This window comes from Butyrivibrio sp. WCD2001, from assembly GCF_000424485.1.
Classification (GTDB): domain Bacteria; phylum Bacillota; class Clostridia; order Lachnospirales; family Lachnospiraceae; genus Butyrivibrio.
The window spans coordinates 1-22317 of record NZ_AUJZ01000012.1 but is presented as its reverse complement, the minus strand read 5'-3'; the positions used below and the strand labels follow the sequence as shown (position 1 = coordinate 22317).

The following is a 22317-nucleotide window of genomic DNA, read 5'->3' as shown; positions in this document are numbered from 1 at the left end:
CGCCTACTATTTTACTTTAAGTCTGTATGTATGCAGATTTGAAGAACCTCCTCTGTTGGATGTCCAGTAGATATAATTGCCGCAAGTCTTGGGCGTCTCGCAGGGGTTGAGGTAGGCAGTTGCCGAAAAGAGCTTAGCCTTCTTTGCCACTTTTCCATCATTATTTATGACCATGTAATATACGCCTTTGTAACTTCCGCCAACATATTTTTCAAACAGGATCACAAAGCGTCCCTTGGCATCAGCTGTTACCTGCGGGTTACTTACGGTAAATGATCCGTTCGTAAGCCACTTAACGCCATAATCAGTTACGTCCTGTGTCCCGGCTATACCTGATTTTCCGGACCTTGTGGTCTTCATCGTAAAAGCATTTTCTGACTTAAGGCTCTGAGTAGGATCAAATATCTGTATGAAAAGACATTCTTTCTGCTTTGCCGCCTTCTTATCCAGGTTTTTCACCGAAGTTCCGACGAGTGCGACATGATTGTTATCAGCTACGGCTACGCCTCCCATATGGGCATAATTGTTGTTGACAACATACATGTTGTAAGCAGAATTCTTTTTTATCCAGAAATGGAATATATCGTAATTTCTCACACTGGAATATCCCGATGTAGTATATTCACGGGCTGCTTTATCTGCGTCCTTATAAGCGGGAGCATATGCATCATAATTTGACCAGGCACTTTCTTCTGCCGCTTTTTCATCAGGAGGAAGCACTGTCTCAGAGGGTGTTGTGAATCCAACCGAAAATGATCTGTTGTAGGCATCTCCCTCGCTTGCAAGGATAAAGCCATCCTGATACGGAATCGCCCTTTGCGCAAAAGAATGCGAATTATAGTACCTGTCAAGCTGCACCAGCTGCATGGTATTTCTATTGATTATCAGCGCGGTGTTACTCTGATGTCCGTTATACATTCCTCTTCCGTAATTGACCGCAAGATAATTTCCGTTTATCGCCACATCACAGTTCCCGGCTTCAAACGGGATCTTCGTATTGGAATCTGTATCTCTGGTGGAACTACTATAGCCATACCTTTCAGAGTATTTCTGAAAACAGCCGCTGCCATTATCACCGACAGCTGCAAGGAACTGCCCGTTTTTAGAATATTTTGTGATAAAAACCGTATTCTTTGTCTGATCGGATGAGTTATTCTTCCTGCCGCTGACCACGTATAGATTCCCTTCCTGATCGCAGGAGACAGCTCCGAAAATCGGGTACTGCATCTTAATTTTTTTCTTCGATTTTACTTTTCCGTTTTTATTCCTTACTACAGTTACGGTCTTCCCTTTACAATATGCGAAGCAGTAATCCCCGTTTTCATCCGTAAATTCTGATACGTTGGATACCCCTTCCCAGTTGATGTAGCTACCGCTCGCATACACCTTATGGTTTATGTTTGTGTTGAACTCTTTTGCATTTTTTGCAGCATATACCCCGGAAGGTGACGACAGCATAAGACATCCGGCCATTACCGCTGCAACTATTCTGATGATCTTCTTCATAATTCCTTTAGTTTGTTTATCCCCTCATCCGGCGCTACGCGCCACCTGTCTACGCTCCGCTTCGGTCCGCGCTGGACCGACGTCCACCGGACGTCGAGCGCCCCCATAGGGGGAAGGCTTTAGCTTTATTTAGACAAGTGTCCACTTCACGCCTTCGCGTGTGTCCTTAATCTCAACGCCCTTGGCGAGGAGTTCATCGCGGATAGCATCAGCTGTTGCGAAGTCCTTAGCCTTCTTGGCTGCTGCTCTGCGCTCGATCGCATCCTTGATGTAAGCTTCAAGCTCGGGATCGATGTCTGCAGAATCATCTGCAAGTGCATGTCCGATAAGATCAAGTGAGAGAACCTTATCGAAGCTGTCGATGATAGCGAGCTTGGTTGCTGCATTGGTATCAGCCTTAAACACATCATAGAGAAGTGTTACTGCCATGGAAGTGTTGAGGTCGTTTGAAATCGCATCAGCAAACTTATCCTCAAATTCCTTAAGCACAGCCTTATCAACGTCAGCACTGCTTCTTACAGTATTAAGGAAGCTCTCTAAATTCTTATCTGCTGCCTTAAGAGCATCATCTGAAGCAATCAGTGCCTCAACCTTTTTAACCAGGTTGTTATAAGCTGTCACTGTGTTATCAAGAACATCAAATGAAAACTCAAGAGGCTTTCTGTAGTGTGACTGCAGGCAGAAGAATCTGTAAACAAGCGGATCGTAGCCCTTCTCCTGAAGTACGGAAACGGTGAGAACCGCACCCTTTGACTTACTCATTTTTCCCGCTCTGTCATTAAGGTGATTGGAGTGGAACCAGTATTTGCACCACTCATGTCCGAGATAGCTCTCAGACTGTGCAATCTCATTGGTGTGGTGAGGGAAAATGTTATCAACACCGCCGCAGTGGATATCGATGTACTCACCAAGATGCTTCATGGAAATGCATGAGCACTCGATGTGCCAGCCGGGATATCCAACTCCCCACGGGCTGTCCCACTTAAGTGCCTGATCCTCAAACTTTGACTTCGTGAACCAAAGCACGAAGTCTGTCTTGTTCTTCTTAGCGGTATCCTCTTCAACATCGTCGCGGACACCGACCTGAAGCTCCTCTTTTTCTATAGCAGATGAGAACACATAGTAGTCCTCAAGCTTGCTAGTATCGAAATATACATTACCACCTGCAACATAGGCATAGCCCTTCTCGAGAAGAGTCTCAACCATGTGTATGAACTCAGGAATGCAGTTTGTAGCGGGCTCGATCACGTCAGGTCTCTTATTGCCCACAGCATCAAAGTCCTTGAAGAAAGCCTTGGTGTAAAAATCAGCGATCTCCATAACTGTCTTGTGCTCGCGCTTTGCGCCTGCAAGCATCTTATCCTCACCTGTATCGGCATCTGATGAAAGGTGGCCGACGTCTGTGATATTCATAACTCTTTTCACATCGTAGCCGCAATATTCAAGCGCCTTGATAAGCGCATCCTGCATTATATATGTACGGATATTTCCGATATGTGCAAAATGGTAAACGGTGGGGCCGCAGGTATACATTGAAACCTTGCCCTCTTCCCTCGGCACAAAATCATCGATTTTTCTTGAAAGCGTGTTGTAAAAACTAAAAGTGTGTGGCATTTTTCTTACTCCTCAAATTGCTCTTTTCACTACTCTTCCCATATATCTTGGAAAAAACTACTTACGATTTTAGCACAATTAGTAATCGCATTCCATTCCGAATTATTGCAATCATAGCTATATCGCGTTGTCAAGTACGAATTATGCATTACATTCTTCATATTCCGTAAAAAATCCATACAAAATATCATTTATAATAATTATGTATGCGATAAGCTTTTGTTCTATTCTAGGGGGTATTTTTATGAGGTATTTAAGAAAGAAACTGTCTATTAGTATTCTAACCCTTGCTATTCTGCTTGGATTCCCATTTATGCATGGAGAAACGGTGCATGCTGCCTCTTCTCTTCCTGCATTTACTTATACTTCTGATGGAGTATTTTCCTGGGAGTTTGTTAAGGATGCTGATGCATATCGGATTACTTTTTCGGAATTGGGTTTTTCTATAAATATGAAAACATCTGAAAAGTATTCTTTTAATGGATGCGCAACCTGGAAAGCAAACGGTGTGTCTTTCGATTTACGCAAGTACTTTGATCAGAACAACACCTCCATCACTGAAAAAACATATACTGTTACCGTAACAGCTATGCACAGCGTAAATTCGCTTAACTATGCGAACACGGTTAAATATTCTTATAAATCGGCAATTCCCAAACTCGAAACTCCAAAGAATCTTAAATGGAATAAACGTATTCTCAGTTGGGATGAAGTTCCGGGAGCAGATGATTACTTTGTTGCTGTCTATGATGCCAAAACCGGTAATTATGTGTGGCGAGCACGTATATATGACCCAACTGTTACAACTATTGATACCGGCAAAACCAGTCCACATTTTCAGGATGTACCATTAGTATATGATGAAAACAGCAATTACTATTTCAAAGTATTTGCGTATGGAAAATCCGGTGTCTCCAGGAACAGTGATGATGCAACCAGCTATACCATAAACGGCAGTGAGGTCGATTGTGAAAGCGGTACAACAGGAAGCTGCAGATGTGTGTATAACGCGGAGAAGTCAACTCTTACCATATCCGGAAACGGAGCCATGGGAACTTACTACAATTACAACAAAGTTCCCTGGTATACAATGAGATCCGAAATCAAAACAATTATAATAGGAAACGGTGTTACAAATATTTCTAATCATGCATTTTATGGAACAAAAATAAGTAGCATTACCATACCTGATAGTGTAAGCAAAATTGGCGAAGGCGCATTTTCATACTGTTCCGAATTGTCTGAAGTAAAACTGGGAACAGGCTTAAAAGAGATTGGAACCCGTTGCTTCGAATCCGCTCACGGAGCAGGCATGTATAAATTAACAAGCATGACCATCCCGGCAAATGTTACTACATTTGGAAAACATAGCATAGGATATATATCTTATGCCTCAGGTGGAACGATGGTATACGAAGTAATCACGGGCTTCAAGATTACAGGCGCATGCAGCTCCAAAGCTTTTGATTATGCAGAGGAAAACAAAATAACCTGGGTATCAAACGAACATACTGTTTCAAAAGCCGAAGTAACAAAAGAATCAACCTGCACGCAAAAGGGAAAGGAAACCGTCACCTGCAGATGTGGTTATACATATACCAGGGACATTCCTCTTAAGCATCATACTTTGACAAGAGTTCCGGCAAATCCTGCAACAGAAACTGCTGATGGAAATATAGAATATTATATATGTTCCGAATGCCATGACTGGTTTGAAGATGATGCCGGTGAGAAACTGATAACCGATCACAGCTCAGTAATAATCGCTAAAGGAACCGTTCCGGTAAAGCCTGATCCTGAAAAACCTGACCCAGAGAAACCTGATCCGGTAAAGCCTGATCCGGAAAAACCTAAGCCGAAGCCTGAAATAAAACCCACAGAGGAGGATGAAACTCCCGGTAAAGAAGAGAAAACACCTGTACCATCATCAGGAGAAGACGAAGCCAAGAAATCAACTACCGATGCCACAAAGGTTGAAAATGCTACTCCCGATCCGAAGCCTGAGGGCACAGCACTTACTGATGAAAGTCAGGAAGCTGAATTTGTCGTAACATCTGCCGCTAAGGAAAATCCTACAGTTGATTATAAGCGGACGACTAACAAGAAGGTTAAGAAAATTACAATTCCTCAAACAATTACAATGGATGGTGTCACCTACAACGTAACCGGTATTGCATCAAAGGCATTTAATGGCTGCAGCAAACTCACAACCATAACCTTTGGTAATAATATAGAATTCATCAGAGCAAATGCCTTCAAAGGTGCAAAGAACCTCAAGACAATAAACGCAAAATCAAGCAAGCTCACAAATTCTTCGGTTGCAAAGAAAGCCTTCAAGGGAGTCGGAAGCCGCGTAACCGTCAAGGTTCCGAAGAAACTGAAGAAGACATATTCAAAACTTTTCGTCAAAAAGGGCTTAGCAAAGAGTATCAAGATAAAGTAATTTTTCATTCGTAATAACCTCAATCAAAAAGAATCTCAGGGGAATTATATATCCCCCGGGATTCTTTTTATTACCAAGAGACCATTCTCCTTTATAAAATTTTAATATCATTTTCCCATCTGCAAAATCTTTATCATACCCGCCAAATGATATAATTATGTAGTAATCATCAATCTGCTTGCAGAGAGTAAATTACTATGATTAAGAGATTGCTATCAGCTTTTCTTATAACTTCATTGGCAGCGCTGTCTCTTGCCGGATGCGTCCCGACCAAGGCCGTTTCAGGGGACACTGCTCAGGCAGAAGCAGAGCCTGAAATCATTGACACCCACTCGGATGACGGGCGCACGGTGGTTGGTATTTCCATGCCCGATAATCTCCTGGAGAGATGGAATCGCGACGGACTTTTCCTGAAAGATGAATTTAAGAAAGCCGGCTGCGATGTGGAGCTCAAATATGCAAACAATCTCATTGATACCCAGATAAATGGCCTCAGGGAGATGATTGAGGACGGCGCAGATCTTCTTGTCATCGCGGCAGTTGACGGCGCAGCGCTGACTTCCATTCTGGACGAAGCCAAACAGGCGAACGTCAAAGTAATCGCCTATGACAGACTTCTGATGAATACTGATTCTGTTGATTATTATGTATCTTTTGACAATTATAAAGTCGGGGTACTTCAGGCAGATTTCCTTATAGATAAACTTGGTCTTGAAGAGGAAGGCACCGAGAAAAACATAGAATTTGTAACGGGTGATCCCGTTGATAACAATGCTCGCTTTTTCTATCAGGGAGCAATGGATAACCTGCAGCCCTATATTGATTCGGGGAAACTTAAGGTGCTGTCCACCCAGACCGGTTTTTATGAGACCTCCACCGCGCAATGGTCCACGGATATAGCGCAGCAGCGGCTTCAGATTATTCTCAATTCCTACTACCCTCCCGGAACAAGACTTGACGCGGTTCTTTGTGCCAACGACTCCACCGCCCTCGGCGCAGTTCGCGCTCTCGAATCCGACTACCCCGGCACAAACACAGTCCTTGTGACAGGACAGGATGGCGACATCGCGAATATTTACAATATTTTCGAGGGAACCCAGAGTATGACCGTATACAAAGCGCTTCAACAGGAATCCATCGTGACCGTATCGCTTGGAACAGCTCTTTTATCCGGAGAAACTCCGAACTACGACCTTATAGATAATTCCTCGTGGGGTTTTGAATGTGCCTATAATACGAAGGATTATAACAACGGCATAAAGGTAGTCAATTCCTATCTCCTTCAGCCGTACACCATAACAATTGATAATATAGAAAAAGAGCTGTTCGACACCGGCTACTACGCCCGCAATGCATCAGGTCTTATCTATGCTGTCAAATAAAGTATAACCATTTCGCCCATTTTCCTTGGTCACGTACAGTGCGCTGTCGGCGCTCTCCATGACCTTGTTTGGATCTTCCACATCAAGAGGGTACATTGCGCATCCGATACTGACGGTGAGCTTCAATTCTCCCGCAGAAGTCTTGAACGGAGCCTTTGTACTCTTTATTATGCTCTCGCATATCTTCTTGGCTTTTTCATTGGAAGGTGATGTGAAAAGTCCGGAAAATTCATCTCCTCCAAGCCTTGCAAAATGCAGCTGATTTTTCGAGAGCTTTTTCAGCCGCTCACCCACTCCGGCAATAATCTCATCTCCGACCTTATGTCCGTAGGTGTCATTTATATCTTTAAAATGATCGACATCAAGCATAATCAGACCATAGGGCATCTGCAGCCCGATTGTCTGGTTCATATCTTCTATAAGCTTCATTCTGTTTGGCATCTGAGTAAGGAAATCCGTACGCATCAGCCTCTTTCTCTTGGCATTGGTTATATTCAGGATGAAAATGATAGCAATCATCAACAGAACAATAACTATAACAAGGTTACTGAGCATAGTGTTTTCGCGGTAAAACTTCGCAAGATTTTTGTGTTCATTCAAAACCTGCGAGCCATCGGGCAGCATTGAATACTTAATACCGAAATGATCCATGCTTCCCTGTTCAAAGTAAGGAGTGGTAACCGTGGAAGTCATAAGCGGCATATCGTCCACATTTTCCCCGAGAATAATTCTCTTTGCGGCATCTCCCGCAATCCATCCGGCATCGTAGAATGAGTAGGAAATTCCTCCCAGAACTCCGTGTTCAATGTCAGAAGAAGCAAGCCTCATGATAGGCACATCCGGCGCATAGGTCGACATAAAATCGGACGCATTCGCAAGAGAGTAGGAATTCCCGTCTCCGTCCCTTGCAAAATCAAGGAAAAGAATGATATCGTCATCGCCGAGAGACCCCAAAAGCTCTTTTAGTCCATTGGCGGTATAATACGAGGTATTGATCACCGTGCTTTTTATGTCGGGATTTTCATCCTTGAACTTCATGTACTCGACATAATCACCCTGCCCGGCTATTGTCGCATCCACAACGACATTAAGGTGCTCCCTACCGGGGAACAGTTTCTTCATAAGGGCATAGTTACCCTCAAAGTCAGGGATCTCCGTGATGCCCGTCGCATTTTTCATCGCAGCAGCGGTCATCGCTTCTGTCTTGTTGCTCACACCCATGAAAACAAGCGGGGTATCGGGAAACAGCTCGTTCCTGTTATTAATGACATATCGCAAAGCGGAATCATCCGAAGCCACAATCAGATCATAGGATCTCACCGAATAAATCTTATATTTCAAGTATTTATCGAAGTTCTGGATATCCATTCCGCCGTAATACTTGTCTGCATCCATAAACTCATAGCAGATATCCACATTTATCCCATCAATTCCCGCTTCGAAGCCCTTTAGCTGCTCGGGAACCGCAGCATTTGAAAAGCCATAAGACGAAATGAAAAGTACACGAAATTGGCGCTCTAAACTATCCTTCGCATTGACCTTTTGTGCGAAGGAAAAGAGCGCCATGAGAATACAATATGTAATTAGTAAGCATGATTTTATGCGTTTCATGCTTTAATTGTACCGCTATAAAATAGGGGCAACAATTTAGCAATCCTTAAATTTTTATAATCTATTTCGGAAGCGGTAAATTCTCACCTCATAAGGCCTGTACATGCCATGGTGAACCGCATAGGTACTGAGTTCTTTTCGCATCATGTCACCTATAGCCTCGGAATCCCCACCGGTTTCCTTGAGGTTTCTAAATTCTTCCTTCAGTTTCTCGCCCACACTCTCGCTGCCCATGTACTGCTTTCTGTCCGGGTAATTACAGAGCATCAGCTGCCCCTTCTTGCCTATGAATTTTTCAGGAATGCTGACCTTCACAGGTAGTCTTGAAAAAGAGCAGATTATCAGATAACTCACTGACCCGAGGCTCCGCTCATACATATAGATGTTGCCATCCTTCGGATAATATTCCTTATAATCGCCGTAGAGGAGCGCCTTGGAGCTCTTTCTGAGAGACAGGCATTTTCTGTAAAAATTGAGGATACTGAACTCGTCCTTCTCCTGCGCTTTCACGTTGATCTTTTTGTAATTCGGATTCACATAAAACCACGGTTTTGCCTTAGAAAAGCCTGCGTTCTTTGAGTCATCCCACTGTACGGGAGTTCTCGCGGAATCCCTGCTGGAGATGTGTATCCTTCGCATACGCTTTTTCTCATCATCCTTGGTGTGGTAGGTGTGATAGTTGGTCTTGCTGGAGATGTCCACATACTGGTCGATCGAGTGAAGGCGTATGTTGGTCATTCCAATCTCCTGCCCCTGATAAATGAAAGGTGTCCCCTGCAAAAACAGGTAGCATGCGGCAAGCATCGTCCCGCTCTCCCTGTGATAGTGTTCACTTCCGTAGCGGCTGACAATCCTGGGATGATCGTGATTCTCAAGATACAAGCTGTTCCACGCTTTTCCCGCAAGTGCTGTCTGCCACTTGGTGAAGGCCTTCTTCAGTTTTACCAGTGAAAACGGTCTATGAATGTACTCCGTATAGACACAGTCCGCCATCATGTGATCAAAGGAGATCATCATGTCGAGGGACTTATTCTCTCCCGTCAGGTATTTAAGCGCAGAATTCACCGTAGTCATCGGCCCTTCTCCGATCTGGAAACAGTCATACTCCTGGCACACCTTTCGGAATTCTCCGAGATATTCATGGATATGCGGTCCGTCCTTGTAGTAGGGCATTCCGTTTACGGCAGGCAGAAACGGCAATCCGTTCGGAAGTCCTTCCTTCTTGGAAATGAAATTGATGACATCCTCCCTGAAGCCGTCAACTCCCATATCAAGCCAGAATCGCATGATGGACTTAACTTCTTCCCTTACCTTGGGATTATCCATGTTGAGGTCGGGCTGTTTCTTTGCAAAAATATGGAGATAGTACTGGCCTCTTTCTTCGTCGTACTCCCACGCTTTTCCCTCAAATAAGCTGTCCCAGTTGTTGGGCTTATCCCGCCAGATGTAATAGTCGCTGTAGGGATTGTCCTTTCCCTTCCTGCTCTCTTTGAACCAGGGATGCTCGTCTGAGGTGTGGTTTACTACAAGGTCCATGATTATCTTAAGCCCCAGTTTGTGGGCTTTATCCAGCACCTTCTTGAACTGCTCCAGCGTTCCGTAATCGGGATGAATGTCCTTATAATCCGAGATATCGTAGCCAAAGTCCGCATTCGGAGACGGGTACAGCGGCGAAAACCAAATGCCGTCTACTCCGAGCGACTTTACATATTCGAGCTTATCGTAGACGCCATAGAGATCACCTATTCCGTCTCCGTTTCCGTCCGCAAAGCTCCTAACCCATATCTGGTAAAACGCCATCCGCTTGTACCAGTCTTTTTCTCTTGTATTTGTGTCTGACATAATGCACCTCGGTGAATTTTTAACAGGTTTTTCCACAGTAACACCTTTTCATTTATTAGTGCCATAATCCTATAAATATAGTATATTCCCTTGGAAGTTCCCATTCAATTGGAGCTGAATCAAATTGAGAATTGCTGTCTATTATTCGCCATTATTACTTCTGAACAATAAATGCAGCTTCAAAATCAGTTTTTGTTGTAATCCAAATACTTCTATACAATAAATACAGCGCTAAAATAAGATTTTGTTGTAACCCAAAAAAGGCAAAACAACAAATTTTCATATCGAGCCATTTTTGTTGTAATATGAGGGTCCTATGTACAACAATTTTGTGATATAAACTGAATTTGTTGTTTCCAAGCAAAAGCCATACAACAAATCTTCTGTCAGCTCATTATTTTGTTGCATCTTAGCTGATACCTATACAACAAATGACATGATAATAGAGTTATTTGTTGTAACAAGAAAAATCTCCAACAAATCTAAAATCTCCAATACAAATCTCCAATAAAATAGAGTATTTATCAGTTTTACCTGGATTCACCAACATCTGTCTCCTTACAAGTTTATGAAAAAATAATAATTCTCTGGTTTCACGAAGATTCTAACTTGCTATAATATACGTGTCACAACATTTCGTTATATTTTGTTTCTTATGTGTTTCTTATCGGAAGGGGGATTATATGAAGAATAAATCCGTAAAAAGACGCGTCTTTAGTCGCATTTTGTCACTTGCTCTTGTCTTTGCAATGAGCGTTTGTCTGCTGCTTCCCATCAATGTACAGGCTGCTAAGAGAATTACTCTTACTCAGAATCTTTTCTCGGACCAATTAGAGGATATTGAACCGACAGTTTCAACAATTACCAAGACCGGCAATTACAGCATCGTTACTACCAAAAATGATGCCGGGAACTTTTGTGGCTTTCTCAAGTTTGTTGCTCCAAAGACCAAGACTTATACAATAACTGCAGGCCCCGTTAAGGGCAAGAAGAAAGACTTCATTTTCGGATCGGTTGAATTCTTTGTACCCGGAGATGCCACCAGTCTTGCAGGAACGACAGTGAAGCTAAAAAAGAGTACCAAGAACCATTTCATGATGATTGCAACCAAGAAATATTCCAACAGCGAGAAGAAACGTGTCGGCACAATTAAGCTCAGTAAGGGAACTCAGCTTTATATGTATTTCCAGTTCCACCAGGGTAATAAGAGCAGCGCCTGCACAACAACACTTAAAATCAAGTGACCCTACGACAACAAATCCTGGAGTAAAAATCACTCCACAACTACAAATCATACTATAAAATAATTCATTAACAGCAAACCTCTGAAGTGCCTACCTATTTGCATTTCAGAGGTTTTTCTTATTCTATTCATTCCCCAACTAAATTTGTTTTCCTTGTTCTTCTCATATTCTAACTTAATTTAACGAAAAAATGTACATAAACACTTGCAATGTTATATATCTCATTGCTAGAATATCAGATTAGAGGGGAACCTATTATTTGGGATGAAAATTTAAAAGGGGAAATCAAAAATGAAGCGTAAGTTGGGGAATTTATTTTTCGTCATCACAGCTCTGCTGTGTTTTTTTGTGTTGTCAGGACATTCGTCCATTATTTCAAAAGCAGCTGACAATAAACAGACTAAAGTAACAGGAACACTGTTAAACGGATCGTATTTTTGTAGTGCTATAAAAAGCCTCGCTAATGGTGATCCACAGATGAACTACGAAAAGTATGATGAGAAAATCACAAGGATCGTATTTCTACCGAAGGATAAAGCAAAAGAACCAAAGAAACAGAAAAGCGTGTCCGTAGGTGAAGGTGTTGCTGCATACTATGACGGGAAGGGAACTATCTCAATATACAGCGCAGCCGATAAGATAATTTTTGGGGAAAGTACAGGCTATATGTTTTATGGCTTTAAAGAGCTTGCAGAGATTGATTTTGGAAAAGGCAGAGTGGATACTTCAAATGTCACATTCATGCAAGGCATGTTCAAATATGCCAGAAAATTAAAAAGCCTTGACCTAAAGGACTTTGATACCTCACATGTATACTCTATGAAGCAGATGTTTGAGGATTGTTACAATCTTGAAGAAATTGATCTTGGCAAAATGGACACGCATTATGTCGGTGACATGGAGTATATGTTTGATTCTTGTTATAGCCTAAAAGAACTTGACCTTAGCAGCTTTGACACCGGAAATGTTTGCTCTACCAGAGCGATGTTCCAACATTGTGACAGTCTTGAGAAACTGAATATTTCAAGTTTTAATATGAAGAACGCTGCAGATATATCGTGGATGTTTAGCTGCTGTAGTGCACTGGAATCATTGGATTTAAGTGTTTTCGGTGCCTGTGATGCAACCGATATTGATTGTATGTTTCAGGCTTGTGAATCCTTAAAGAGTATCGATCTTAGGAATTTCTCGTCATCGCATATACGTGAAGCAAAAGGAGTGTTCCGCTCATGCAAAAATCTGGAATATCTCGATATAAGAAATCTTGATCTGTCGGCAGTCTATGATACAGATGAAATACTCTACAACTGCCTGAACCTTAAGACAGTCATGACTCCTAAGGCAACACGCGGATTTATGGATTTCCCCATGCTGATGGTTATTGATAATAATTCGGATGGGCAGCCTGACACATCGGAGACTTTTCATAAAAATCCCATCTCTGACAGTATGAACAGGATGATTCCGTTTGATGACGACACTATGGTCTTTTCACCACCGGCCGATGCGCCGGCGGTTGAAACACCAGCAGCAGAACCAAAGAGCGCGGAATCGATAATAACTGACAAAGGAATAACTTACAAGCTGAAAAGTGACGGAAATGCTGCAGTCACTAAAATCGAAGCATCCGGAAAAGTATCCATAAATACCGTTTCCTACGATAGAAAAACATATCCTGTAAAAGAAATTGAAGCTTCCGCATGTAAAGGGAATAAGAAAATCAAATCACTTTCAATCGGAAACAATGTGACTTCAATTGGCAAGAATGCTTTCAAGGGCTGTAACAAACTCAAGAAAGTCACTATAAATGCCAATAAATCATTAAAAATCGGTACAGATGCTTTTAAAAAGATATCAGGGAAAGCATCCATAAAAGTTAAAGGCATTAAAGGAAAGAGTAAACAAAAACTAATTAAGGCCATAAAGAAACAGACAAATGCAAAAGTAAAATGAGTGAAATCAGGGGAATAAGTATGAGAGCAGGAATAATAAAACGGATAAAGGGGATTGCCGTACTTGCAGGTGCTGTGATCATGATTGGTACGTCATCAATAATCGGCAGCGCAAGAGAGTATTCAAGTGAAGATGGTGTTATTACCCATCTGGGAACAGTTAACAGCCTTACAGGAAGTGTGAGTAATGGAATATTTGGTGAAAATAATGAAAACGTAGTTGTTAAGAAAATGATTTTTATCGCCAAAGCGGATTTAACATCTTACAGTAATCTTCCATATGAATATGCGGGTTATGGGGTATATGTTTTTTACGATAAAAATATCGAAACAGTGTATGTATGCACAAGAGCAAACAACATAATTTTTGATGATCCCCGCGGAGATTTTGCAAATTTCACCAGTCTGGAAGAGATTGATTTTTCAAAGGGTAATGTAAAATTTTCGCAGAATGTGGATTCAACAAATAAAATGTTTAAGAACTGCAAGAGTCTTAAATCTGTGGATCTTAGCAGATTTGATACTTCTAATGTAACTGATATGTCATCTATGTTTGAGGGGTGTGTATCACTAAAAAGAATAAAGCTTGGGAACTTTAAAACCGCAAAGGTAGAAGATTTTAGCAGGATGTTCTATGGCTGTGAGTGCCTTCAGAACCTATCCCTTAGAAGTTTTGATACATCTCATGCAGACTTCATGACGGAGATGTTCTCAAAATGCAGGAGCCTTACAAAATTGGATGTGTCAAGCTTTGATACCTCAAGCGTAAGAAGCATGCGTCAAATGTTTGAACAGTGCAATAAACTGACTACTTTAGATCTTAACAATTTTGATACTGCTGCCGCGACCTGGATGAGTCAGATGTTTGCAGGGTGTGAAAGCCTTCAGAGCCTGAATTTATCTTCGTTTGATACTGAGAGCGCCGAAACCATACAGGGCATGTTTTATGGCTGCAGGAGTCTCACAAATTTAAATATCAGCAGTTTTAATCTGTCAAATAACAGTGATACAGAAAATATGCTGACAGGCTGCAAGGTGCTTGAAACAATTGACACTCCGTGCAAGACCATCGCTGAAATAGAGCTTCCGAGAGAGTTCTATCTCGACAACAATCGTGACGATAAGCCTGACTCAGATAGCAAATATTCCAAGATTCCGATTTCTGATTCATCATATCATTTCATTTTTAATATAAAGAAAGATGAAGAAAAAGTTGAAGCGCCTGAACCGCCAAAACCGACAGCAAAGGACGGAGCGGCAAATGTGTCCGGGATTGAATACAATACTTATTCCGATGGAAGCGCCGTTGCAACGAAGATAACTGCATCAGGGGATGTCATCATTGACAAGATTGAAGTTGACGGTTTTACATATTCTGTTACTGAAATCGCCGGGGGAGCCTGCAAGGGCAATAAAAAAATAAAATCGCTAAGCATTGGTACAGGCGTAAAGAAGATAGGAAAAAAGGCATTTTCAGGATGTAAAAACCTTAAAAAGATAACCATAAACGCCAATACAGATCTGAAAATAGAGAGCGGTGCTTTTAAGAAGATAAATAGGAAAGCGGTTATCAAAGTTAACGGCATTAAGGGTAAAGCAAAGAAAAAGCTTATTAAGGCTTTAAAGAAGAATGCTGATGTAAAGGTTAAGTAAGAGGGAATACAGGTATGAAAAAAATTTTAAAACATATAATGCTTGCACTGGTCATTACCTTTGCAGTTGCATTTTTAGCAGCGAATTCATTTGTATCAAACGCAGCAGCAAAAGCTAAATCCAATCCAACTCTATATAAAGGCATGACCTTTAATGGGAATATAAAAAAGCTTGTTAAAGGTAAGGATGACTCTTTCACCAATTCCATCTCATATTGCGATGAGCCTGAGAAAATGGTTTTTACGGTTAATAGCAAAACCTTTGCAAAAATAAAAGGTTTTCCCAATACTCCTGTGGGAGATAATGTAACTGCCTATTACGACAAAGAAAACCTCATAGTTTACATTTATGCAAAATCAACCATTTTTTTCAATTCCGATTGCGAGGATATGTTCAAACGCTTTAGATCTTTGGAATCCATCACTGATGAAGGTGCAAAAAGCATAAGTGCAAAGAATGTATCTAATGCGAAATATATGTTCCAGGAATGCTGTAGTCTTACTACATTTGATTCGAATATAATTAAAAATGCGGCTCCAAAAGAAGTATTCCGCATGTTCGAAGATTGTTACAACTTAAAGGTGGTTGACCTTAGCAATATCGATCTGTCAGGAGTATCGGATATGAGCGAGATGTTTCGCACCTGTTCCAAACTTGAAGAGATTACCTGGAAAAAGTTCGATACATCCAAAATAACAGATATGTCATTAATGTTTTATCACTGCAAAGGGCTTAAAAGTTTTTCATTTCCCGGCTGGTTTGAAGCTAAGAACGTAAAAGATATAGATAATATGTTTGATGGTTGTACAAGTCTTGAAACTGTAAATTTTGGAGGACTAAACACATCAAATGTTATAAGTTTGTCCAATGTCTTTACAGACTGTAGTTCGTTAAAATCAGTTAATCTTTCACAGCTGAAAACAAAAAATGTAACGGAAATGAGTGGGCTGTTTCGCGGATGCACAAGCCTTGAGAGTGTCAGTCTGAAATCTCTTGATACCTCTAACCTTGAATACATATCTTCTATGTTTAAAAACTGCACATCCTTAAAAAATGTGGATTTGACCGGTTTTAAGCCGTCAAAGCTGCGGGGAGTTACGAGTATGTTTCAAGGCTGTACTTCAATCGAGACAATTAACCTAAAGGAGCTCGATTTTACTAACGTATGCAGTAACGGAAGTTATTATAATTTCGTAACAGATTGCGATAAGCTTAAAGTGATCATCTCTCCTAAAAATGTGACAAGGGCTGTTCCGCTTAAGGCAACTTTTGCTCTTGATGATAACGGTGACGGAAAGCCGGATAATGGAAAGAAATATAAGTCTTTTCCGATATCGGCAAAAAGCCACAGATTTATCAGACTGGCCGATGAAAAGAATGTTGGCGATTACAGCGGATCTGAAGAATGCCATGGTTCTGAAGAATCCCCCGGATCTGAAGAAAACAAAGTTCCTACTGTGGAAACAGCTACTTCAGGCAAGGAATTTTCAGTAGGGAACAATACATACATCCTTAATGCAGATGGCAGTGCTACTGTTACTAAGATCGGAGCATCCGGTAAGGTTTCGATCAATACTGTTGAAGCTTTTGGTAAAACGTACCCTGTCACAACAATTGCGGAAAATGCCGCTAAAGGCAATAAAAAAATCAAGTCACTAACTATCGGATCAAATGTAACTACGATAGGAAAGGATGCCTTCAAGGGCTGTAAGAAGCTTAAATCCATAACCATCAGGGCAAATAAAAAACTTGTCATTGGAAAAGGCGCATTTAAAAAATTACCCAAGAATGCGACTATTAAGATTAAAGGGCTAAAGGGTAATGCGAAGAAGAAGCTTGTTAAGGCTGTCGCAAAGCAGACAAATGCCACTGTAAAATAAAAGTGCCACAAATATTAACAGCCCCTATCGTGCATTGCACGATAAGGGCTGCTTTTGATTTTAGGAAATTATTTAACCTTTATGCGCTTCGTGTTTGACCAGTCAGAATAATAGTAGTTGCCTGATCTTCCTTCTTCAAAGGTTCTAATCTGGAAGTAATAGGTTTTATTCTTCTTAAGTTTCTTGATTGTTGCATACAGGTTATTGGTACTGCTGTAGCCTTGCGCAAAGGACTTGGTTTTAACCTTGCCCTTGAAGTTCTTGTTTGTTGAATATCGAATCTGATATCCGGTTACATCATCTACCTTCTTGAAGGTAACCTTGGCAGATTTCTTACCTGCCTTCACTTTCTTAATTGCTGTAGGTGTTACGCCTGTTCTCGCAATAGTGAACTTATATTTTGCCTTACGGCCGCCAACAATCTTGATGTAGTAAGTACCTTTAATGAAATAGCAGTTAGCGGTTTTAAGCTCATTCCCTTTTACACTGCTATCATACCAATAACTATTCAGATCATTATCTAATATATTGAAGTCGTAATAACCGGTGTTAGCTATGTAACTGATCTTATACTTATCGTTTTCCGGAATCTCGAACTTATACCAGTCATACTCATCCGTATATCCGACCGCCCCGTTTGCCTCTGTTCCAAGGCTGTACATCTTGGGATTTTCATAGACATCGTCGAACTCATCTTTAAAGCCAAAGCCGGAGAACTCGGTTTTAATCTTGAAATTTTTGCCGGCTCCGTAGAAATACAAATAATATCTTCCGGCAGTTGCGGTAAAGTGTGCAACATAAGGCTTATTCGTACTTATATTCTCATACGCATCTATAAAATTGTATGAGTCGGTGTAAAATTTTTCCAAATAAGCATAATCACTGAGAATAGTAATCTTAAGATCTCCATCCTCAGGCAGATCTATTGCATAATAAGTATCGCGATACTGCGTCGTATAACTTGCATAATCGCCTGTGTTGTACGGAATAATTATCGGATCAAGGCCATTCTCTCCTGCGGCCTTAACACTACTTACAGAAGCATCCGTCATCTGAAAAGCTGTGGCCGTTAAAATCACAGCCAGTAATAAAGAAAGATATTTAGTTACTTTTTTCATACGTCTCGTGATCCCCTTTCCCTCATCCGGCGCTGCGCGCCACCTTCCCCATGTTGGGGAAGGCAGGATTCTTTTTTATCAATGCTTTACAAATTTATACTTTGACTTCTTCATGCCGGCCTTCTTTAAGCGCTTAACAGCCTTATTGAAAGTCTTTTTATCCTTGGCATGAACATAAACCTTAGCATTTTTAACGCCTGTGAAAGCTTTTGCTCCAACTTTTGAAAGGGTGTCACCATTAATACTTACGGTCTTAAGATTGCTGCATCCGTAGAATGCTCTCTTATCAATCTTGCTTATCGGAGCATTGGCAAAATCAACTTCTCGGAGATTCTTTGCCTTATAGAAAGCTTTCTCACCTATGCTTCCGAGGTTATGTCCGCCGTCCACTTTTCGAATAGAAGTATTCTTGTAAAATGCCTTCTTGAAAATACCGATAACAGCATACTGCTGATGATACATTTCGATGGTATCGGGAATTGTCAGTGTTGTTGTATAGCTCTTGCAGGTCTTAACATCTGATGTTCCATTTGCATAAGTGTAGTAAGTAGTCTCACCACTTTCAAAGACAGCGTCTTCTCTGTAGTCAGGAGTGTATTCAAACTCTGCTGCATTACTTATGCGCATGCTCCAGATTCCGTTATCTGTGGATCCGATAATTGTGCCCGTTGCAGGATCGATGAAGCCTGTCAGTTCTACGAATGACCAATTTGAAACGCCGTCTTCACTTGCAGGATACTCAATCCATTCATATCCCTGAATGTTGAAGGTTGCAAGTGCCTCATCGTAAGTTCCCTTGAAGTAGTATTTGGCTGTTGCTCCGTACTGTGAATCTGCCTTTGATGAAGGAAGCAATCTGTTGACGCCCTGAATTTTACCGCCGGCAAGATGTGTTATATGTGTCTTAAGGTTTCTTCTTACAACAGTTGATCCGCTGGATCCGTCATATTCACCTGTCCAGTACTCAGCAACCTTTGTAGCCGGAACTGCCGTTTCAACATAGTTAGCAGAAGTGTGGCTGATAGTGAAAGGTCTGTCTGTTGCGCCATCCATCGTACCACTGATTGTTTTCTTTGAATCACCGAAAGTTCCGACGAAAGTGCCGAAACCAAAATTACTGGGATTGTGACGCCATTTTTCACCTTCGAATCTTATCTCACCTTCTGAATCGATAGAGCCTTCGAAGTAGTAGTTTCCATTTCTGTTGTCATCGATTGATGCTGTTCCGGAAAACTTACCGTTCTTTGAATACCTGTTAACATTTAGCGTGATTTTTCTGTCGATTTTAGTACCCGAGTTGGTTCCGGTATAAGTCCCGGTCCAGGTGCCAAGCATATCTTTGTCTGTTACTGAGATTGTTGAATTCGCCGCGTTTACACTGCCTTTAGAGAACACAAGAAAAAGGCACACGACTGTTAGAAGTAGTGCTTTGAGTGATTTCTTCATAGATTCTTTCCCCTTAGAATTATATTTTTTACCGCAGAAAGCGGCGTCCCCTCAAGGAAAGATTATAACAAAAAAAAGATATGTTTGCATGGGAAGTTTCGTCACATTGAGTCTATTTTTCTTTTTTTAACAGCCTCATCTTAAACGCTCTGATTCTTGCTCCGTATCTGCTGGACATAAGAAGTCCCGCAAGCATCATACCAACTGCCATACCTTGGATTAGAGAGGTGATGATTCTAACCTGATGGTACTCATTATAAATCGCAGAATCCACAAGTATCATATATGCCATAATAAGAAGCATTCCTATGGCATTACATATACGTATGCGCTTGTTGTACTTCTCATTCTCTGTATTTGTGTAATCTACTGCCTGTAAAACCGTGTCCTTTACTTCTTTATCCATATTCTCGCTTTTCCTTTCTCCATTGAGGATTTCCCGAAGATCAACTTCGTAATAGTCGGAAAGTTCTATTAGAAGATCAATATCCGGCATATTATTTCCGTTTTCCCAACGAGAGACTGTTCTGCTTGAGACTCCAAACTGTTCTGCAAGCTGTTCCTGGGTAAGACTCTTACCCTTTCGAAGCTCTTTTAAAAAGCTTCCGATCTTTTGCTGATCCATATTATTTTGTTTCCTCCTTCTGAAAAAATCCTATCAATTATGCCTTGGTGCGAACACGACATAAAGCGAGAGAAATGTCATTTTCGCAACCCGACATACCTTGTCCACCTCAGTATTTATCGATGTTTTCCGGTTTATTACTATTTTCTGTGATTGTGTTCTTTATTGGCCAATAATAACGGAATTAGTGTCATCAGCAAAATGACAACTCCCGCCAGAAACAGTGTATTAGTGGGGAGATACTCCGTGAAACCGTATTCGTCCACAAATTCTCCGCTGGTCTTGATAATTGGATTGGAAATAAGTGGTGCAACAACCATTGGAATCAGAACGTAGAAAATAATGCGGATTCCTTCGAACTGTCCTCTGGCATCTTCCGGGTACAGACGCTTGGACCATACTGTAATGGTCTGCAGGAAAAGGATATAACCGATGCCCACAAACAGTACCCCCGCCAGAAGATGCGGATTCCAGATTGTGGCGGGATTTACATTTGAAGGTGATACGAATAGTCCGATGATAAAAAGTCCTACTGCGTTAAGGATTACTGCCACTAATATCAGAAATGAGGATCTGTCGTCGCGAATAAGCCTGATGGCAGGGATTGCGGAAAACATCGCAATAAGAAGTCCAACACCCTCGATAAGTCCCATCATATCTGCAGTAAAGCCCAGATAATAGATCATGAAATTACCAAGATGGGAAAAGTAAACATTGAAGGAAATGAAGTAAACTGCCAGCATCAGGTTTACAAATACCAGCTCCCTGTGCTGCAGGTATTCTTTGACATTAAATATTGAAAAGAACTGTTTTGAAAAAGAACCTTTCTTTGAGGGCTTAAGACTTTCCGCATCCTTCATGCCAAAAAGGGATACGATTCCCAGCAGGATTACCAGAAGGCCGATAACAACGAAGAGTCTCATATAATTATCATCAGCGCCTACCAAAAGTCCGCCCATGACGGTTCCTGCTATGGTTCCGATAACAGGCTGGACAGCCAGGGCCGCACCGACAGAGCCTGAATTTTTTTCATTCATGTGGTCGTTAATCCAGGCATTGAAGCCTATGTCATTACCCATGGATCCAAAGAAGCTCATGATGGCATCCGCAGCGATAACTGCAAAGGCAACACCTACAAATGCCATTTCATCCCCGTTTCCATGCTTCATGAACTGTGTGGTTCCAAAGAGTATGGTGAACACGCCCCAGAGGATATAGCCTAAAGCAACCAGTTTTTTTCTGTTTCCAATTCTGTCTGAAATACAGCCAAAAAGGAATGTAGATATAGTTGTGGCGGTGGCAGATATGGCCAGCATCCATGAGATTATGGTGGGATCCTTGGCTATTTTGGCGTATACGAAGGTGTTAAACCACTGATTTTCCATGTTCCAACACAGCTGTCCTGCAAGCCCCAGAAGCCATACCAATAGCCAGAAACCAAGCGTGCTGTTTTTTGCATCCTTACTCATACCGTTCTCCCCCTACCATATTTTTCTATATCTATGATACCCTAATTTAGGGTAAAAAGTTGCCACTTCTTAGTTCTCGTAAATATTTGTAGCTTTTTTGCACTTTGGTATACATTTTAGACGGATTTATACACTTTACCAAGGGTATTATTTACTTTTCCGTTGATATTATCCCTGGTATTCCAATGGCTTAATAAAAAAGTGCCTACGGCACCTCAACTCCCCTGCCCCTCAATCATGAGGGGTGGGGTTGTTTTTTGCCTCAACTCATTCATAATGATTTTATGAAACGAAATACTCTACAAGATCTGTTCCGCGATCATTATGAAGAAATTCAATATACTCTTCATCCCCGCAAGACCGAAATAGAAAACATCGATAAGATGATCAATTGCGGGGATCCTGCTTATGGCGGCGCCATGTACGGCTGCCCTGATTGTGGTACTCTCAAATTTATTCCCTTTCGTTGTCATTCAAGATTCTGCCCTACATGCGGTGCCATGTATTCACAGAAACGTGCTCAGGCTATGTC

General features: G+C 41.4%; 15 protein-coding genes. 7 read left to right on the top strand and 8 right to left on the bottom strand.

Translation table 11 applies throughout. The annotated features are described in order from the left end of the window. Positions 1-6: 6 nt before the first annotated feature. Both G630_RS0111400 and cysS read right to left on the bottom strand, forming a co-directional pair. Complete coding sequence (locus tag G630_RS0111400) at positions 7-1506, bottom strand: hypothetical protein (RefSeq protein WP_026498639.1); 1500 nt, start codon at positions 1504-1506, stop codon at positions 7-9. 129 nt (positions 1507-1635) lie between these two features. Beyond that, positions 1636-3120: a cysteine--tRNA ligase gene (cysS, locus tag G630_RS0111395; RefSeq protein WP_026498638.1), complete on the bottom strand. Its 1485-nt coding sequence runs from the start codon at positions 3118-3120 to the stop codon at positions 1636-1638. A 244-nt stretch (positions 3121-3364) separates the two neighbouring features. Between cysS and G630_RS23620 the strand changes: the two genes are divergently transcribed. Both G630_RS23620 and G630_RS0111385 read left to right on the top strand, forming a co-directional pair. Beyond that, positions 3365-5563, top strand: coding sequence for a leucine-rich repeat domain-containing protein (locus G630_RS23620; RefSeq protein WP_026498637.1), 2199 nt, complete (start codon positions 3365-3367; stop codon positions 5561-5563). Positions 5564-5760: 197 nt separating this feature from the next. Next, positions 5761-6945, top strand: coding sequence for a substrate-binding domain-containing protein (locus G630_RS0111385; RefSeq protein ID WP_026498636.1), 1185 nt, complete (start codon positions 5761-5763; stop codon positions 6943-6945). Here the strand turns inward: G630_RS0111385 and G630_RS0111380 are convergent. Then, entirely contained in the window at positions 6919-8511 is a 1593-nt protein-coding gene (locus G630_RS0111380) for a diguanylate cyclase domain-containing protein (RefSeq protein WP_196805785.1), read from the bottom strand. The two genes, G630_RS0111385 and G630_RS0111380, sit on opposite strands and share 27 nt — an antisense overlap. Positions 8512-8610: 99 nt before the next feature. Further along, positions 8611-10398, bottom strand: coding sequence for an alpha-glucosidase (locus G630_RS21615; protein ID WP_049946182.1), 1788 nt, complete (start codon positions 10396-10398; stop codon positions 8611-8613). Positions 10399-11081: 683 nt separating this feature from the next. Between G630_RS21615 and G630_RS0111370 the strand changes: the two genes are divergently transcribed. From G630_RS0111370 to G630_RS0111355, 4 genes are all read left to right on the top strand, one after another. Beyond that, a complete protein-coding gene (locus G630_RS0111370) occupies positions 11082-11642 on the top strand; it encodes a hypothetical protein (protein ID WP_026498634.1) in 561 nt (186 codons plus the stop codon). A 291-nt stretch (positions 11643-11933) separates the two neighbouring features. Then, positions 11934-13595 carry a BspA family leucine-rich repeat surface protein gene (locus G630_RS23615; protein ID WP_049946181.1) on the top strand — a complete coding sequence of 554 codons (1662 nt, stop codon included), beginning with the start codon at positions 11934-11936 and terminating at the stop codon, positions 13593-13595. Next, positions 13592-15247, top strand: coding sequence for a BspA family leucine-rich repeat surface protein (locus G630_RS23610; RefSeq protein WP_081667890.1), 1656 nt, complete (start codon positions 13592-13594; stop codon positions 15245-15247). Before G630_RS23615 ends, G630_RS23610 begins: the two co-directional genes overlap by 4 nt. 14 nt (positions 15248-15261) lie before the next feature. Beyond that, positions 15262-17127: a BspA family leucine-rich repeat surface protein gene (locus G630_RS0111355; protein WP_026498632.1), complete on the top strand. Its 1866-nt coding sequence runs from the start codon at positions 15262-15264 to the stop codon at positions 17125-17127. A gap of 68 nt (positions 17128-17195) precedes the next feature. On the opposite strand, the gene G630_RS0111350 is transcribed toward G630_RS0111355, so the two are convergent. From G630_RS0111350 to G630_RS0111335, 4 genes are all read right to left on the bottom strand, one after another. Beyond that, complete coding sequence (locus G630_RS0111350) at positions 17196-18245, bottom strand: fibronectin type III domain-containing protein (RefSeq protein WP_026498631.1); 1050 nt, start codon at positions 18243-18245, stop codon at positions 17196-17198. Positions 18246-18323: 78 nt separating this feature from the next. After that, entirely contained in the window at positions 18324-19691 is a 1368-nt protein-coding gene (locus tag G630_RS0111345) for a leucine-rich repeat protein (RefSeq protein ID WP_026498630.1), read from the bottom strand. A 112-nt stretch (positions 19692-19803) separates the two neighbouring features. After that, complete coding sequence (locus G630_RS0111340) at positions 19804-20316, bottom strand: helix-turn-helix domain-containing protein (RefSeq protein WP_026498629.1); 513 nt, start codon at positions 20314-20316, stop codon at positions 19804-19806. 140 nt (positions 20317-20456) lie between these two features. Continuing rightward, positions 20457-21785 carry an MFS transporter gene (locus G630_RS0111335; protein WP_026498628.1) on the bottom strand — a complete coding sequence of 443 codons (1329 nt, stop codon included), beginning with the start codon at positions 21783-21785 and terminating at the stop codon, positions 20457-20459. Between the two features lie 284 nt (positions 21786-22069). Here G630_RS0111335 and G630_RS24240 point away from each other — a divergent pair. After that, positions 22070-22317 (top strand): transposase zinc-binding domain-containing protein (locus G630_RS24240; RefSeq protein ID WP_196805784.1); only part of this gene is annotated, 248 nt, incomplete at its 3' end.